An 18,780-nucleotide genomic window follows, 5' to 3' on the forward strand; every position below is an offset into this window, starting at 1 on the left:
ATAATGATAGAAAACAAACTTTATCGTCTAATAAAACATCGTTTAAAACATTCCATTCAGTTCTAATAGAGAGAATGCGGTAATAGTGTATAAAAAGCATACAGTAGAAAACAACAAAAAAGATCCTTACATTTACTGGTAGCCAATTGATTTACTGCTCGCACTTATTTAGGTAACAACTCTATCCCCCAGGTTTAACTAAAAATCTCCGCTGATAATCAAAAAAATAACTCTTCTTCAGAAACTTTCTATAAAGAATAAGGAATATTAATAAGCTATTCTATATTAACTATCAAAAAAGATTATACTATGTTTAGTATACATACTTAATTCAGAAAATAACAAGACTAAAGTCAGAGAAGAGAAAAAACAAAAAAAAAATAAAAACTGTCTCTCAAAAAGAAAGTTTCCCTTATATCCCTTACAATAGGGATAAATTGAAGATTGTGCTAAGAAATAACAACTATTATCATCATGTTTAGAATGTATTTCCTATTTAAATATAGATAATTAACCAAAAGACAATTTTCTAGAAAAGAAAAAATAGAGAAGAATTATCTTAAAAATTTACTAACATGAATTGATGATAGATACTCTGATTTAAACAATCATAAAAAGCAAAAGGAGTTGCTTGAATTAGCTCCTTAGTAGATAATGAGAAACAATTACGATCTTAATCATTTCTAAATTGCTATTACACTGAAAAGCCTTGATATATATATATTAATTAGGGTTTTAAAGTAATCATCAGAAAGCAAAAACGCCATTTAAACAGGCTTTGACAATTAAAGAAAAACACTATAAACCTCAATCATTTTAAAGTTGCTAAGTTACTCGCAAATTTCGTTACCATTTACCGTGCTCTGGATAATTTTCAAAAACCAAAAGAATTGTTTAAACAGTCCTTACCTATTCTTGAAAATATCATATACCTGATAGCCCAAAAGTTGTTAAATTATTAGTGAACTAGACGATATTTAGGTTTTTAACAACATTGAATTAATAATAACTTACTTGAATCATACTCCCAAAATTAATCTGTTTGGATCTTCTATATAACTTTTTATTTTAACAAGGAAAGTTACTGCTCCTTTGCCATCAACTATTTTGTGATCATAAGAAAGGGCAATGTACATTATAGGCCTAATTTCAATTGAGTTACCCACAGCAACTGGCCTGTTCTGTATTGAATGCATCCCAAGTATACCAGACTGTGGAGGATTTATTATCGGAGTAGAAAAAAGTGAACCATATATTCCACCGTTTGAAATGGTAAATGTTGCACCTTCCATTTCTGATACCTGTAACTTACCTTCGCGGGCTCTTTTACCAAGGGCAGCTAAGGTTAACTCAATTTCCGCAAATGATATCTGATCAGCACTCCGAATAACTGGCACAACAAGACCCTTATCAGTGCCAACAGCAACACCTATGTCATAGTAATGTTTATATATAATTTCATCGCCTGAAATTTCAGCGTTAATTTCAGGAATTTCTTTCAGAGCTTGCACTGCTGCCTTTATAAAAAAGGACATGAAACCCAGCTTTATTCCATATTTCTTTTCGAAAATTTCTTTATATTTTGCTCTTAGATTCATTACGCTTTGCATGTCAATCTCATTAAATGTAGTCAGTGTTGCAGCAGTGTTTTGTGAAGCCTTCAAACGAGCAGCAATTACTTGCCTTATCTTACTCATTTTTATTCGCTTTTCTCTTCTCTCTCCACTCATTACACTTTCTGGCAGTTCATATATTGTAGGCTGTCCAGTTTTACTTATATGGACTACATCCGCTTTCGTTATTCTGCCTCCCATCCCAGTTCCTTTAACACTTTTTGCACTGATTGCATTCTCTTCCATAATTTTACGAGCTGATGGAGCGTCTCTTATAGCAGGGATTTCACTTTTATCTTCTTGCACCTCCCTTACAGAAAGCCTTGCTAATAATTGACCTGGACTTACTATATCATTTTCTTTTACAAGAAATTCAGTTATTTCCCCTGAAGCTTCTGCAGTTAATTCAAGTGCTGCTTTATCAGTTTCAACTTCAAAAATTAAGTCATCTACTTTTACTGCTTCACCAATATTTCTCTTTATTTTGACTATACCTTCCGTAACTGATTCACCACCAAGAATCTTTGGCGCCCTGATTTCTATAATTTTACCCATAAAACAACCTTCTATAAAAACTTGCTATAACTTTATACATGAAAAGAAACGTATAATAAACTAACAAATTTATTTAGGATTAAAAAGAAGCCTATTACAACTTGCTTTTTACTAGTCTAATTTACGCATGCCAATCTCTTATCAAGATTACTTTCAAAAGACAAAAGATTACTTACAGCTTTTAAGCGAATTCCTTCACTTGAAATTAATAATTTCATATTCTTCGCTAATATTAAACATTGAATTTTATACGCTTTCCCAAGTATAAAACATCACTTCTTGTATAGGCCAGCTACACGTTACAGATCGATGATTATGCACTAAAACACTACAAAATTTTCTTTCAAATCAACTATTAATCCTCTCTCTTTCACATTATTAAACACTGAAAAACTATCATCATGATGAGATGTTTAATCATATAAAGTTCCAGTGTCCACATACCTATGGAAGCAATTTATCCATCTCTAAGGAAAAAACTACCACAATAGAAGGCTCATGCAGGTGAAAAATTACTGAATATCCCCTCTTGCTTGATAGATAAAATCGTAGATTATATAACTAGCTTTACCTATTAATATTCTTTATCTTCAACCACACTCCCATCAAATAACATTTTACATCAATAAATTTTCATTCACCTCACTAAAACATATACCAAATGGATAAATGTAGAATGACCTTTGATCTTCAGAAACACCAACAGATGAGTGTATATACAATCACCTATTTTAAGGTAAAACAGAAAATCTTAATAATTATAAACTACTTCCCTTTTTACCTCGCTCTTTGCTAATAATATAACTCCTAGTTAAATCTCCTGAAAGCTTATATCAAGAAAAGAAGCTCATAGTAAACTAACTTCCAGTTTAAAGTCAAGAGTAAATCAGGGAAAGAAGAGTTGTCAATTCTTAGTAAAAAAGCAGCTGTTATATAGTAGCCTACGAAGATCACGCAAATTTATATTTTCAAATTACATAATATCTTAATCACAAAAATAACCTTACTATATAATATTTTAAACGTTTTAAAGCTTAAGCTTGATGTTACTATGAATATAAATTTTAAAATTATAAAATATAATAAACATTAACACAAAGAAACAAACAACAGAAATTTTCATATAGAATCAGGTAGAATTGCAAAATCTGCTTCTATATTATTACCTTCTTAGGAAGTAGGTAAGCTTTCTACAGCAATAAAATTATCTAATATGATAGATGCACTGATTATAAACAGCAACTTCTCCAATAACACTCAAGTTCATTCTATATATGATAATATCTTCGAATACAACCAAATCCATGAAGAAGCACAAGACAGAATATATAATATTAGACAAATCATACTTCAGGCAATAGAAGCTTATCCAATTCATCAAAAAATTATATATTTATTGACAAATTGATGGAAGATAATAAATACAACACAAAAATACATAACTCAGCAATAGAACTTAACAAAAGAATGAATACAAGAATTCTTCCTATAGTGCTCAAATGTGAGCTATATATACTATAAAAGCGCATTAAATTAAAAAGATAGAGAAAAAACAGGAAAGCAACCAATATAAGTAGCATTATAAAAAAATTTAGAACTCATAATTTATTTATACTACCACTTAATGTCATAGAGATAGAGAATTCAAACATGAGTATAAGGGAAGTAGTTGAGAAAATAACATATCAGGTGCACAGACTTAGCCAAATTGATAGAGTTTACGTAAAAGGTTAACTTACAATAGACTCATATATCTAGGCTCATTTTAATAGAGAGCTTTAACTTCACCTAGCTTCTGTTTATTTTCCAGCCTATAATGGGCTAATAGTCCTGCATGGCTAGCATTTAACACAGGTAAACTACAATCCATATATGTAGTGCAGTTATTGTTTATCATCCCAGTATCTAGACACTTAGATTTAGCAATGCTACGTACTACAGTTGGATACGATAGTGGTAATAAATTGAAACTAAATAATTGTGTATAAAACCCTTGAGCATTTTTAATTATAGCCCTAATATTTTTTTTACTATTTGTACGAAGCAATGATATTGCGTATGCCTGAACTTCTAGTGTACTAACTCCATACAATGGCTTATCTGTAACAAGATTTATGCCTTTTGCAGCTGATATACCAACTCTAATTCCAGTAAAACTCCCAGGTCCAACTACTACCACTAAACGATCTATTTCATTATAAGTATAGTTATGCCTACTGAACAGAGCATCTAAAACTTGAAAAAACGACTCTATGTGATTATTGCTGGCGGAATTGTGTTCTACTAAACACTTACCACCATGATCGATTATCGCTATTGAGCTACTAGAACCTACAGTATCAATTGCTAAAATGGACATTATTTAGGTTTACTATAGAGCTTTACAAATATTAAAGTAAAGGCACCATTCATCTATAACATTCACTAAAATTATTATCAAATCAAACGCTACATATAATGCAGTAATTAACAAGAGCATTTCCTGAAAAAACTTAAGATTCTTCTCAAGAAATAGATAACATTACTATAATTCCTCCTGCTGAACCGCAACGATAGCAAACTTAAACAATAAAAATAGAGAAGGAAAGTACATAGTCTATTATATAACGCACAACCAGAAGTAACTATAATCGATTATATTATAATATAAAAAAAGCAACCCACGNAGGTAAAAGCTAGTAGTTATCGGCACAATAAATAATACTATATCAGATTGCTTCACGTTTTTTACTTTCTGCAAGAGCAAGCGGCAAGATTGTATTACCAGACAGTACCATCGCAGTAATAAATGCTAGCATCATATTGCCTATACTAGTTACTTAACTTGGGATTTTGAATGAAGTTGCCGCTCCACACAAGAGAAAAATATAGAAGTAAACAAATGTTATAATAACAAAAATTACTGAGTAATCTTTTGAATATTACAAGATAAAACCTGGTCATGCTGCCTTTTAAAGTAAGGCCAAGTATAAATACTTGAATAACTGAAGTCAAAAACACTTTCAAATAAACAAAGTCAAACCTGATATTTCGTATGAAAGTTTTTCACTTATCCTCAATAGAAATACAAATATCATTATGCTGTACATAAATCCATAAACAAGAACATGAAAGTTAGAAAGCAGTACGGATAGCTTAAACGACTATGAAGAGTAATTGTTTTTATATATTATACTTTATATGAAATAAGTGTTTTGTAGATGAAACGCCTAATCAAGTAAGCGATTAAACTTGAAGCTAGATTCAACATGAAAATCGTTATAATAAGCAACAATATAAATCTTATAGCTNNAGCTTACTACTAAGATTAAGATTGTTAGCACTGCTAAATATTAATGTAAAGATAATAAAAGGCATCATAAACAGCAAAATTCCTTTGATGCTTAAATTTAACAAGCACAAAAAGTTTTTCACTTCTACTAGAACTAAATAACCAAAAAACATAACTAAAGTAATATCAGCAAGTAAGGTTAACAATTACAACATTTCTTAATATAGCAATATTATTAAGGAGATAATGCGGTAAACCAGCCATTAAGTAAAACAAAACTACCTGAACCACTATACATACTTATTAAAAACTTAACTTTAATCAACCAAAACCATGTAATCAGAGTTAGTTTCGAACTTTTTAATGGTTTCTTCAGAATTAAATTTTACTATATCGAATAGCATGAAGTGCTTATAAAAAGAGAGTTTTCAAGGCTTAGAGTATATAATGTTAGTTTGTTTGTACAACACCCTAACCACTATTAAAACATGTTAAGCTTAATCTGTGAGAATCAGAGCAGTAAGTAATACCTACATTTGTGTAATGTGTGTTGTTTACTTCATGATCATACTTTTCCCCAAATTTACTACCACTACCATATAAAAAAATGTAATCAAGATCAAACAACTCTAATTTCAGTGTAGTAGTTGATTACAGCATTTACACCCTTTAGGAGTTTCACTTGCACAAGTAGTTAGATTTTTTCTTATAAATTTACTAGTTAAGCAGCAGTAAAATTTATATCATCTGACAGACTATTTTTACAAGAAAGATTAGCAGCAACTAGATCGCTATGTTGTAAGTCATTTTCCCTTGTACATAATTAAGTCTCAGTTGAAAAGCTATTAAATCACAGGAGATATATAGCTTATTATCTGTTGCTTTAACTCTAATTTAAGTCTATTATAATCATAATAAATATTGGGTTTAATCCAAAAGATCATGTTTTTATCATACCTAACACTATTATTCTTCTTTTCATCATCACGTAAATTCGCATAGTTTATCCGACAACCACTTACTTTACAAGTAACTATATAATTTTTTGAAGTATTGGTCAGTATACTCTAGCTAATTAAGCTTTCTTACCATATTCAATCGACCCAAGTTCCAGACTTTTAATGATAAATACTATTCTTCATGTCTAATTTTTCTATGTCTAACATTTTTAGGTTTACAACATTAAAACCCATTTAAATATTTAGATAAACTTGCTGTAAATAAAGAAAGAGAAGTACAAATAACTCGAAATCTTATCTTTAGGCCGAATATTAAAAGAATCCTTGTTAAAAGGATCACCAAATCTCAAATCTATTTTTTTGTCCAGTCCACATAAAATATTCCCTTGTCCAGAATTACTCTAGCATTAATACCATTTTGTGAAAACAATACCAAAAGCAGTACAACTAAGCAGTAACTCAACTTTACAGATAAACTTAAGTCTTTATATAAAAACATAAGTTTAAGCTCAACATAGATAAAAAACAACTTTCCAGAAGGCTACTTTGGCTAAGTGTTAAGCTTTACTGCCAGTTTCTAAGCTATATTTCCTAAATAACTCCTTACATTATCATCTACTTCTGCACTTAAAACACTGATTAATATCTTATCAAGTAGACTCTCGTTCTTATGTTTCGGCAAATCTCTTGCACCTTAATTGAATCCTAAAATTGATAAAGTTTTTTTCTTTATCCTGGCAACAGATATCATTAAATCATCTTTCTTTTTTACAGTTATAAAATCTTCCACACTTTATACTCTATACAGCAAATTTATAAGCATAATGGAATTATAGCTAAATGTTAAACCACGGCACTTATTATGTAAGAAACATAAACTATAAACCTGCTACTATCTTTTGATAAAAATAGATTCTTTCAAGCTTTTCCATTTACTCAATTTACCTGACATTTTATCAACAGCCAAAGTAACTGATGTGCTAATTAATGTAGCAGCACAAATATAATTAAAAATTATATTAACAAATTTAGTTATTCTTGCAACTATGATCTTCTGCTTTGCCTGGTACATTTTCAAGTAACGTATCAACAAACTCGAATAACCCAAGTAATAACTGTTTGTTATCAACTAATCTCTTTGCTATTAAATATAACAAATATACAAATATTGAAATATAAAGATTGTAGAACTATAAAAGTAGTGCACTATAATCAATTCTACTATAAGATACATAATAGGCATACTTTTCATCACTTTTAAAACTGTGCAAACACTAAAAGCAAATTTCACTTTAGACCACGACACTATCAATACAGTGGATAAATTTATAGGAATAGTTTTATATAATCTTGCTATTATTTTTTCTACAGAGAAATATTCTATATTTAGCATTTTTCTAAAATTCTTATAAATCTCTGAAATTTTCATTTTCAATGAATATACAATTATTGTTGCATCATTTAAAATGCATTAATTACATGTTGTACAAAAGCATATATTACAATACTATTGTAGGAGGTTAAGAATAAAGAGGTTAGTATGAGTTTTACCTTACCTGAGTTACCATATGATAAAACAGCTTTAGAGCCATATATATCTGCAAAGACCTTGAATTTTCACTACGATAAGCACCATAGAGGATATTTAAATAAGCTCAATGAGCTAGTTGAAAATACGGACATGAAAATTGAAGAATTAATAACGAAAGTTCATGGCAATAGTAACAAAATTTCTATATTTAATAATGCAGCACAAGTTTGGAACCACACTTTCTATTGGAACTCAATGAAAAAAAATGGTGGCAGCAAGCCTAAAGATGATAGTCTTCTCGCAAAAAAAATTCAAGATGATATTGGTGGCTTTGATAGATTTTATGAAGAATTTTCGAGTTATGGAGTAAGCCAGTTTGGTAGTGGGTGGGTGTGGCTAGTGCTTGAAAAAGGAAAACTCAAAATCACCAAAACTCCAAATTCTGACCTGCCATTAATCTATGATCAAGTGCCACTGCTTACTATGGATGTCTGGGAGCACGCATACTACTTAGATTGCCAAAACCGCAGAATTGACTATATAAAAGTTTTTCTTAATCATTTGATTAACTGGGACTTTGCAGAAGAAAACTTGAAAAAGAACATATAAAATGAATGCACCACGGGTAACAAGATTAGATAATGGTTTGCGCATAATAACTGAGCAAGTATATAATGTTGATCCCATAGCTTTTAATATACGAGTTGACGTTGGGAGTAGAGCTGAAAGCGCAAATCAAAATGGCATATCCCATTTTCTAGAACACATGGCTTTCAAAGGAACAAAGACCAGAACTGCATTTGAAATTGCAAAAGCTTTTGATGACATAGGCGGAGTTCTCAATGCTAGTACTGGTAGAGAAAGCACTAATTACTATGCAAAGATTCTTAAAAAAGATATAAAAACTGGCATTAATATATTAATAGATATATTAATGAATTCCACGTTTCCAGAAGACGAATTGAAACGTGAAAAGAATGTTGTAATACAAGAGATTTTTCAGACTAACGATTCACCAAGTGATATTATTTTTGACAGATATTTTGAGGTAGCTTATAAAAATCAACCATTTGGTAGACCAATCTTAGGTACACAAGATACTGTAAAGTCTTTTAGTCGAGAAGATCTAAATAACTATATAAATGAGCATTACTTTAGCAGGAATATACTATTTGCTGCTGCAGGAAATATTGAACATGAGGAAGTTGTTCAGTCAATTAAAGATTTTCTCTCAAAAACTCACCTAAAAGACCTGAAGAAAAGACAAAATGCAAGCTACACCGGTGGTGAATATTTAGAATATCGTAAATTAGATCAGGTGTACTTGATAATAGGTTTCCCTAGCGTTTCCTATCATGATGATAGGTATCACACATTTCAAATATTTGATTCCATACTAGGAAGCGGGATGTCATCACGCTTATTCCAGGAAGTAAGAGAAAAACAGGGATTAGCTTACTCAGTTTATTCTTTCAATTCTAGCTATACTGACACAGGAATGCTTTCCATTTTTGCTGGTACAGATAGCAGCAATTTAAGCAAATTTTTAAAATCTATAACGATGGAGTTGAAAAAATTGTCTACAAGTGACCTAAAGGAAGAAGAAGTAAACAGAGCAAAAGAGCGAGTAAAATCACAAATTTTGATGTCACGTGAGAGCGTTAGCTCTCGTGTTGAAGCGTTGAGCCACTACTATGGCACCTTTAATAAGTATATCAGTAAAAATGAACTAATAGAAAAAATTAACGCAGTTACCACTACTGATGTAAAAGAAGCAGCAAAAGAATTATTATCTCGACATGAGAAAACCACTTTAGCCGCAATTGGAGAAATTAAGTCATTGCCAAGCTACGATAAAGTAGTCTCTATGCTTAGAACTTAGACATCAAAGTATAGATGTAGATGCTGCCCTCCTTCTGTTATGGTTACTTTCAAAACACAATACTCATATAATTCCATGTCATACTACAATAATTTTACAAGTATTGATCAAAGCAGTAAGCAAATAATTTTAATTGAAAAATAGTTTTTTTACTATATAAATGCTACTTTAAGGCAATCAAGTTGAGTAGTCAAAGTGGAAAATAATAAATATAGCTTAAGTTTAAGGATTATCCATTGGTTAATGGCTGCTTTCATTATCAGCATGCTTTGCCCTATGTTCTATATGAAAAGCTTACCAGTTAACAATGAAATTAAATCCAGTATATATACTATTCATAAAGCTTGCGGAATTACTGTCCTTGGATTGGTTGTAATACGAGCCTTTTTTCGCGCCTTTAGTTATGTTCCACCACTTTCAGCAAATCTTTCTCGATTTGAAGCCAATGTAAGCAAAGTGGTACATTTTATTTTATATTTTCTAATGGTACTGATGCCAGTATCTGGTTATGTTATGTCCTCTGCTTCTGGCATAGAGATCAAATACTTTTTCCATATCCCTTTATTAATTAGTAAAAATAAAGAGCTAACTAATGTAGCAAACAAGCTACATTCAATGTTTGCATACCTTATGTTATTTTTTATAACATTACATATAATTGGTGCTTTAAAGCACACATTCGTAGATAAACAAAATATTTTTAAACGCATTATATAGCTTATTATGTTAAGCAGCCTCTGGAAAAAAGGAGCGAATTTCCTTGGTAGTGATTTTGCAATAATGGGTGGTGCCATGAGCTGGGTTTCAGAAAGAAGCCTGGTTTCAGCAATCTCAAATGCCGGTGGTTTTGGTGTAATTGCATGCGGTGCGATGTCTCCTGATTTGCTGAAAAAAGAAATCATGGAGACACAAAAACTAACTAACAAGCCATTTGGTGTAAATCTAATTACTATGCATCCAAATTTGAATAAGTTGATAGATATGTGCATTGAAACAAAAGTAAGTCACATAGTTCTTGCCGGTGGATTGCCAACGAAGTCTAGTATAGAAAAAATCAAGAATGTGGGCATAAAGGTAATATGCTTTGCGTCATCATTAAGCCTTGCAAAGAGGTTAGTAAAAATGGGAGTAGATGCATTAATAATAGAAGGAATGGAAGCAGGTGGGCATATAGGCCCTGTTAGTACTTCCGTTCTCGTACAAGAAATATTGCCTCATTTTAAAAATAAGCAAACACCAGTATTTGTTGCAGGTGGGATAGGGAGAGGAGAAATGATAGTTAATTACCTAGAAATAGGAGCAAGTGGTTGCCAAATAGGTACATTGTTTGTCTGCACGAATGAATCAATTGCTCATAAAAATTTTAAGGAAGTGTTTATAAAATCAGCTGCACGTAATGCAGTATCTTCTGTACAGATAAGTGCCGATTTTCCTGTAATTCCAGTAAGAGCTATAGCCAACAAAGCAAGTGACGATTTTATGAAACATCAAAAAGAAATTATCGATAAGTATCAAAAGGGACAGATTTCAAAAGAGGATGGGCAACTTGAGATAGAAAAATTCTGGTCTGGAGCTCTAAGAAGAGCAGTGATTGAAGGAGATGTTGAAACAGGATCTTTAATGGCCGGTCAAAGTGTTGGCATGGTTGATAGAGAAAAGCCTGTAAAAGAAGTAGTGAATATGTTAATCCAACAAGCAGATAGTTATATTGAAAGCAAATCTGCAGAAGCAGAAAGCCCAGCAATTAGCAAAGCAAATAGTTAACCAATAGATTCAGATTTTNCTAGCTATAAAAATAGAACTAAAAATTACCTGACAAATTCTACCAGCTTTCTCATCACAAGAATGAAGGTATTTTTAGTTATCTTTAATTTGTGCGGATCAAAATAACAAAAATATTACGTAGTTTGGTATTTTATACTTAATGCTTAATTTTTTGCATTATATACACCTTATGTCTCTACAAAAATTTCTAGTTTTTACCTATATAAGCCAAAATAGGTTCACATAGCCTTTAAGACATCATAGAATCCAATCTTCAAGATTAAAGGATGCTATCTATCACAGAGTTACTTTTACCTTTTTTATTTGGTAAATTTCTTGTATATCAAAGCAATTTATGCATAAACACTTATTTTTACAATAAATGGTGTTATTCCAATGTGTGATACCTGAACTTATATTTTTCTTCTTTTAAATCTCAGTGCTTGACACTGGGATTACAGATGGTCATAGTAACCCATTACAATCTAAAGAAAAAAATAAAAAAGTATGGCTCTTTCATTGAGTAAAACCTCATACAAACAAAAACAATAGTAAAAGTACATTACCTGAAAAATAACCGAATAATAAAAATCTTTACATTATTCTTGCAGAAGTCGTATTCTTTCAGTAGGAATACACATTATTACAAGAGAAATAACATTGGGGTTAATAAAAACAGGGTTATTTGTTCTATGACTGCAGNTTTGCTATAACAGCATCCGGATTGCATTTAAGCTTTCTATCAAACAAGTTAATATCTATTAATGTGAATTATCATGTTAATATCAACACATCAATAAATAATGATAAAAACCAAATATGCATTATACTTGCAGTAAACAAGTAAATACAGTTCTTGCTCGTTGATGTGGAAGTTGCTATAATTAAAAGATGTTTAAGAAGTATTTAGTTGATGCATATTCAATTGAACAGAGTTTTAGTTTTCATAGCCTTGCTGAGCTTTAGTTTCGCATCATACTCTAGCAAAGCAAATTTAGCAAGTACTGAATTAAAGGATATACAAGAAATAATAAAAAACTTTATTTTTTCATTCTCAGTTAAAGAGATCATAGAGAATATGAGTCCTTCAACAATTATAGGGTTATGTATAATTGCAGTGATATTTGCAATAGTGTTCAGGGGCTTAATCTTTTTCATAATAATGTTTGTTGGCGTGTTGGTTATGATGCTTGGTAGCATAGAAAAAGCAACGGATTACCTGAAAGAAAAATTTAACTTCTCAAAAGGTACAAGCTTACAATCCGATAGCAAAAAAGACAAAGATTATTAAGTATCACTTGTAGTATTTTAGTTACCTTTTATTTATTAAATGTACATGATGTTATATGCAACCAAAAATACTAACAATTAATCCTAAGCTTGGTGGGAAAAATAAATTAAATTTAGCATTATTTAAAAGTATTGATTTAGATTTTATCCCTTACTCCTGCCATTATAATGAAGAAACCATACTAACAAAACAGGGAGAATTGTTAAAAATAATCAAGTTAGAAGACTATTTCTCTGCTGAGAACTATAGTGACCTTAGAACTGAAATTAGAAAAAGTATATCAAAAAATATCAATAGCCTATATTTTACCGTTTGGGTTCATACTGTTAGAAAGCGTAACAAATTCCGCTTAAAATGGAATAAAACTGGAGACTTTTCTGATAAATTACATTCAACTTGGTTTAATAAGCTCACTGACAGCAAATTACATTATATAAATGAGCTATATATTGTACTAGTGTTTAGCAATTTCGGTAAGTATATTAATAGTTCGTTTTTTCTCAGTAGAATAAAGAATGAGCATAAGCTGTCATTAAGAGAAAATCATCACGAATTAAGGAAGGTAACTGATTTAATTCAAAGTGATTTAAAACCTTTCGGGGCCAAGAAGCTTGGTCTTAGGTTTAGTGAGGGTAGAGTATATTCTGAAATGACAGAATTTCTCCATTACATCGTTACGTTAACACACAAAGATTATCCAATACGTGAAATAGATCTGTCGCAACACATTAAAGATTTAAAGGTAGCTTTTGGCTTTAATACATTTCAAACAACATTTGAAAATCAACAAAAGTTTGGCTCTATCTTTTGCATAAAAGAATATCGGGAAATTCCATTAGAAAATATAGACAGGTGTTTACAGCTTGACTCTGAGTTTATTATTACAGAAATAATACTATTTACTAGTAACAATAAAGCAGTTAAAGAATTTAAAAATCAAATTAATATGCTGCAAATCAGTGAGGACAATACTCTACTTCAAAATTCAGGAATAAAGGAAATAATAGAACTTGGACAAACTTCTGCTATTAACTTTTGTCAACAAAAAATTATTTTTGCAATCTTTGCAGATAATAGAAATAGATTAACTGAAAATATTAGCAGCCTATCCTCCGTAATGTCGTCAATTGGTTTGATGATGTTTAGAACTGATTTACATATGGAAAATCATTTTTGGGCACAACTTCCGTGCAATTTTACTTTTATTACGCAACCAAAAAGTATACTAGCAAAATATGCTTGCAGCTTTGCTATGCTACATGACTTTACATCAGGTACATTAAAAGGAGGAAGATGGAAAGAAGCAGTGACGATCTTTTTTTCAAAAAAAGGAAGCCCTTATTTTTTTAATTTTCATGGGAAGAAAAACAATGGTCACACTACAATACTTGGAGCTCCAAATTCTGGCAGAACTTCATTAATTAATTTCTTACTATCTGAGTCAAGAAAATTTAATCCTAAAATTATTATATTGGATAACACTGGAAAATCAATAATCTTTACTAAAGCAGTGAGTGGTAAATATTACATAATTGACCCAAAATATAAAGATAAAAGCCTAAAATTTAACCCATTAAATATTGAAGATAGCGCTTCTAATCGCAATATGCTGATTAAGTTAATCAAAAAGATGATAGATGATACAAGTTTAGCAAACATAGAAGAAAAGATAAAAAAAATTGTAGATTCTATATTTACTGTACCAAAAGAATTGCGTTCTATTTCTAAAATTTCTGAGATGCTTTTACCCCTTGGGGGTAAAATAAGTAAATGGTGTGGTGATGGTGAGTTTGCTTACTTGCTTCAAGGTTGTGAATCCGATATCGATTGGAAAACAAAAACTATATCTCTCAACACCGCAAACATCACAAAACGAAAGGAATGTATGTCCGTGATACTTTACTATTTTTTATACTCTTTCGAAGCAAAATGTGATGGCTCACCTGTAATACTTGTTTTAGATGAAGCATGGGAAATAAGCAATATTTTTTCCACAGAGAAAGAGTTTGATAACTGGATGCAAAGAATGACAAAATTAAATGTCGTGGTAATCTCAAGTACTGAAAACCTAAATTTAGCATTTACTAGCAAATTTACTCAATACTTAGATAAGCATGTCGATACAAGAATTTTGATGCCAAATATCAATGCAAATAGATTATACATGAAAGCATTTTCTTTATCGAAAGAGGAACTGAATACAATTTTGCAAACTCCAACACAAGAAGGTTTATTTTTAATAAAGCAACATAAAGGGTTAATAACTTTAAATTTAGATTTGAAGAATATACAAGAAATGTACGTCCTCTCAGCTAATAAAAAGACTATAAAGTATATGTATGAAGCGATAAAGGAAAAAGGTGACAAAGTTAATAAATGGTTACCGGTATTTTATGAAAAGTGTAAGACTTAATTTTTCATTCATGCTTCTCTGATATTTAGTCTTTCGTATCAAGGGTATGCTGATTGTCCACCTTTTGTAAAGAGCAATCCTTGGTTTCAAGGAATGCTTACTGGTAATTGGGTAAAAGAGATTAAGATAATAGCAATAAAAGATCAAGGAGTAAATGGCTACTTTAATCCNAAAATTAGAGGATGTGCTTATAACGGAAAAAGTTACTGTTATGACTTACAAAGCGGAGAACCCTGCCGTCAAATATATGGAACACAAAGTACAGGAGACAGAGTGTCAGCAGCAGCTTTTATCGATTGGGAAGGAGATAAGACATCCGTTAGAACAAAAATTGGGAAAGGCCTTGAATGGGAATGGGCAGATGGTATGATTGACAGTAACATATCTGATGAAGAAAAAGAGAGATTTGCAAANATATGTGCTTGTAATCAAAAAGGTGCTCGTAGATCTGGGTTTACGAAATTTTGGGATTTAGCATTATAGATCATAGTAACCTTTGTGACACTTGTTATCAAACAAAAGTGAAATGTACTCCCGTGCCACTTGCTCCCAGTCCGCCTCCATTTTGTGAACAACTTACGATCCCACCTCCTAAGGTGAAAATTGTTCCTATAACGAATGAAGATAAATGATTACTTTGAACCTAAGGTTAAGGTAATAGTCAGTGATCTAACAATAGAAGATGGAAAAATTGAAAAAGAGTTAGATTTTCCTAGAAAGGACAAAGAAGATAATAATGATAAGCTTCCTACTACAGATGAAATTAAGAAACATTTTATTTTAAATAAAGATAGCACTACATACTACTTTATAACATATAGAAAAAAAGGTCAGCTCTGCGCTGAATACTATGGAACTCAAGGCATAGANAAAAAATCCGCAGTTCGTTCGTTGTTTTCCAGCACCACCAGCCCCGGAACCTGAGGTAGTAGAGATAATACAAAGTAACATGCAAAGAAAACAGAATAATACGTTAAAGATAAGAATGAGAATGAACAGAAAAAATTGCATGAGTCAAGTAAACAAAAAGTATAAAAATGGCTCCTGTACTTTCGATGTTAATACTAATTCTACTAAAAACATTGGCCCTTTGTCTTTAACAGTAATAAAGCCAGCAATAGTAGCGAAAACAACTAATAATAAAAGTAATGTTGACAATATTATAGAAGGTATATTAGAAAATAATACGCAACAATTTAAGTCCTGAAAGAATATGGTTATGTTCCTGATACTAAAGAAGAATGTGAAGAGTTTAATACAGAAGGTAAGTGCAAATTAGATAACTTAGGGCATCCAAAAGTAAAAGTAAAGTACAAAAAAATATCAAAAGCAAAATACTCTGTCTTTCTGGCTGGAAGCCAGAACAGAGGAATATGTACTTCAAAGAGAAAGTGAGGTAATACCATTAAAGCTAATGGAGACAAAATATATTAAATAAGATGCTTGTTTATTCAAAAGAATCAAATCAGTTCTATTATCTCCCAAGCAAAGAAAAAGAAACAGTCAACCTTCTACAAAAACCTCAAGAAGAGTTGGATAGAATATATATTTAACAGGCAAGGGTATGTTTTCTTTCTTGATAAAATAAGCAAAAGAAGGTAGAATGCAGTTACTGTGTAAATCAAAATAATAAGATAGATGAAGCATTTGCATCTGGTAAAGGGCTGAAAGTAGTATACAATCTAATAGATGGAAAGCATGAAGAAAAAAATTGTAATCAGGATGATTATGGCTGCATCTGAGTTAATGAAACATGTAGTCGTTCAACACAATATATTTGAATAAAAAGGATAATAATCCATTTTACTTGAAGTATGAGGAAGTGGATTGCAAAGACAAGAACACCAATGAAACACAGAAGTACATGCAATCAAAAGACCAGCAGATTAAAGCAAACACGTCAGAGGTCTTTTATGCTAATAAATTATGTAGGTTTGACTTGGAAGGTTCAAAAAAGAGATTGAAAGAAATAACTAAGAAACAACTGAAGCAAGAACTTGAGAAAAAGAGTGAAAAATTCCATGATTCGAAAAATAAAGATATTTATACAGATGATTTATCAATAATGTTCGATTCTATTGAAATAGCAGCACGGGAAAAGTGGTGAAGCAGGTTATATAGCAGACACATCTGTTAACTGTAAATCTCATGTATGTTCTACTAAGAGAAGATCAGGAATGCCAGGAGATTACATTAAAGCTAAACTAAGAATTGATCCTGATTATCCTTTAATTAAAATTAGAGCTATAGAGGAAAGAAGTAATAACGAAAACCACATTTCAAGTAAAAACGGGAAATCTACTTTTATAGAAATGTGTAGTTTAGATAAGCAAGATCGTAAGAAATCAATCACCGTTGCAGGCGGAAGTAAACATAGAACATATGATCCTGAAAATACAAGTCACAANAAAAACAGCAATTTATAGAAAAAAATTTAAGACTAGAAGGAAAGATAACAACAGCAAATACATTGAAATCTATACAAGATAATCAAATTGTATATATAGAAAATGGTGAAATCAAGTATAAAACAAAACGGTAAGTTGTACCAGTGATTTTAGAAGCAGTATACCTGGTACAGGTGGCTGCATTGACAAAAGCAAAGGGGTTTATAGCAAAGGCTTTCCAGGGCATGTGAAGATTAAACCTATTATTGAGAAATTCAATAAAAAAGAAATAAGTGACTTCATTAAAAAAACAATAAAAGATTTCTATAGTCTCGGAACTATAACTAATTCTTCGGTAAGGAGCCTTAATGTAAATATAAGAAAAAAATCGAAGAGGAAGTCAGAAAAGAACTGCTAGGGTCATAACATAATAAGTCATAAATTTTAACTATCACTTAAAATAGCTAAAATTCAGGCTTTTCTCTCATTTTAGTAACTAATTAAAATAACTACGTATAATTTACTATTTAAGTTTAACTGCTGTACTTTATAAAAAGATGTAGCTAATGTAAATGAGAAAAGTATTTTATGTCGCTAAAAAACAAAACTTCTGAATTAATAGAGTTTAATGCTAAATACCATACTAAGTTACTTAGATTAGGTTATACATAAGCGTGCTGCAAGTTAAATATCTGATTTTAATTACTCTTTGTATAACTAACAGTGTAGTTGCAAGATCCAAATATCAGACATTATAAACATATCAACTTAATAAAAGAAAAAGTCGATCAGATTGATATTACAGGCATAGAAAGTAAAATAAAAAGTGAAGTTAAAAAAAGAAAATAGTAAAATTTTTAAGTTAATTTTTAAAGCGAACTAATCGCTAAGAGAATGAAGTGATACTATACAAGAATTATAAACTCATCCACCGAAGAAATGGTGAATAGTCTCTGTGGAAAATACAATAGCACCACGGAGGAAAAAGATTACCCAGAACATCAAAAAAATTAGTACACTTTTTTTCTACTCTGTTCAAAGAGATAGCTACAGAAAGCTTGAAAACCACTGTTAATTCAAATCTTTTACTAACTGAATCAACTTTCTCACATAA

11 protein-coding genes are annotated in these 18,780 nt (G+C 30.9%); 8 read left to right on the top strand and 3 right to left on the bottom strand.

What is annotated here, in order from left to right; translation table 11 throughout:
• Window positions 1-1,019: 1,019 nt before the first annotated feature.
• The 3 genes from odhB to HSX44_RS03350 form a co-directional block, all read right to left on the bottom strand.
• Window positions 1,020-2,168, bottom strand: a complete 1,149-nt coding sequence (gene odhB, locus HSX44_RS03340) for a 2-oxoglutarate dehydrogenase complex dihydrolipoyllysine-residue succinyltransferase (RefSeq protein ID WP_275602292.1) — start codon at window positions 2,166-2,168, stop codon at window positions 1,020-1,022.
• 1,765 nt (window positions 2,169-3,933) lie between these two features.
• A complete protein-coding gene (tsaB, locus tag HSX44_RS03345; RefSeq protein WP_275602293.1) occupies window positions 3,934-4,527 on the bottom strand; it encodes a tRNA (adenosine(37)-N6)-threonylcarbamoyltransferase complex dimerization subunit type 1 TsaB in 594 nt (197 codons plus the stop codon).
• Window positions 4,528-6,750: 2,223 nt separating this feature from the next.
• Window positions 6,751-6,897, bottom strand: coding sequence for a hypothetical protein (locus HSX44_RS03350; protein WP_275602294.1), 147 nt, complete (start codon window positions 6,895-6,897; stop codon window positions 6,751-6,753).
• Window positions 6,898-7,938: 1,041 nt separating this feature from the next.
• On the opposite strand from HSX44_RS03350, the gene HSX44_RS03355 reads away from it, so the two are divergent.
• From HSX44_RS03355 to HSX44_RS03390, 8 genes are all read left to right on the top strand, one after another.
• On the top strand, window positions 7,939-8,538 hold the full coding sequence (locus tag HSX44_RS03355) for a superoxide dismutase (protein WP_275602295.1): 600 nt from the start codon (window positions 7,939-7,941) through the stop codon (window positions 8,536-8,538).
• 1 nt (window position 8,539) lies between these two features.
• On the top strand, window positions 8,540-9,811 hold the full coding sequence (locus HSX44_RS03360) for a M16 family metallopeptidase (protein ID WP_275602296.1): 1,272 nt from the start codon (window positions 8,540-8,542) through the stop codon (window positions 9,809-9,811).
• Window positions 9,812-10,006: 195 nt separating this feature from the next.
• Window positions 10,007-10,528, top strand: coding sequence for a cytochrome b (locus HSX44_RS03365; protein ID WP_275602297.1), 522 nt, complete (start codon window positions 10,007-10,009; stop codon window positions 10,526-10,528).
• Between the two features lie 6 nt (window positions 10,529-10,534).
• Complete coding sequence (locus HSX44_RS03370) at window positions 10,535-11,575, top strand: NAD(P)H-dependent flavin oxidoreductase (protein ID WP_275602298.1); 1,041 nt, start codon at window positions 10,535-10,537, stop codon at window positions 11,573-11,575.
• A 913-nt stretch (window positions 11,576-12,488) separates the two neighbouring features.
• On the top strand, window positions 12,489-12,866 hold the full coding sequence (locus HSX44_RS03375; protein WP_275602299.1) for a hypothetical protein: 378 nt from the start codon (window positions 12,489-12,491) through the stop codon (window positions 12,864-12,866).
• Window positions 12,867-12,921: 55 nt separating this feature from the next.
• Window positions 12,922-15,279, top strand: coding sequence for a VirB4 family type IV secretion/conjugal transfer ATPase (locus HSX44_RS03380; protein WP_275602300.1), 2,358 nt, complete (start codon window positions 12,922-12,924; stop codon window positions 15,277-15,279).
• Between the two features lie 991 nt (window positions 15,280-16,270).
• The gene (locus HSX44_RS03385; protein WP_275602301.1) at window positions 16,271-16,486 is read left to right on the top strand and encodes a hypothetical protein; all 216 of its coding nucleotides are present in this window, start codon (window positions 16,271-16,273) and stop codon (window positions 16,484-16,486) included.
• Between the two features lie 570 nt (window positions 16,487-17,056).
• Window positions 17,057-17,386 (top strand): hypothetical protein, encoded by a 330-nt coding sequence (locus tag HSX44_RS03390; RefSeq protein WP_275602302.1) that lies wholly within the window; start codon window positions 17,057-17,059, stop codon window positions 17,384-17,386.
• The last annotated feature ends 1,394 nt before the right edge of the window (window positions 17,387-18,780 follow it).

The organism is Wolbachia endosymbiont of Onchocerca gibsoni (assembly GCF_029169405.1).
Taxonomy (GTDB): domain Bacteria; phylum Pseudomonadota; class Alphaproteobacteria; order Rickettsiales; family Anaplasmataceae; genus Wolbachia.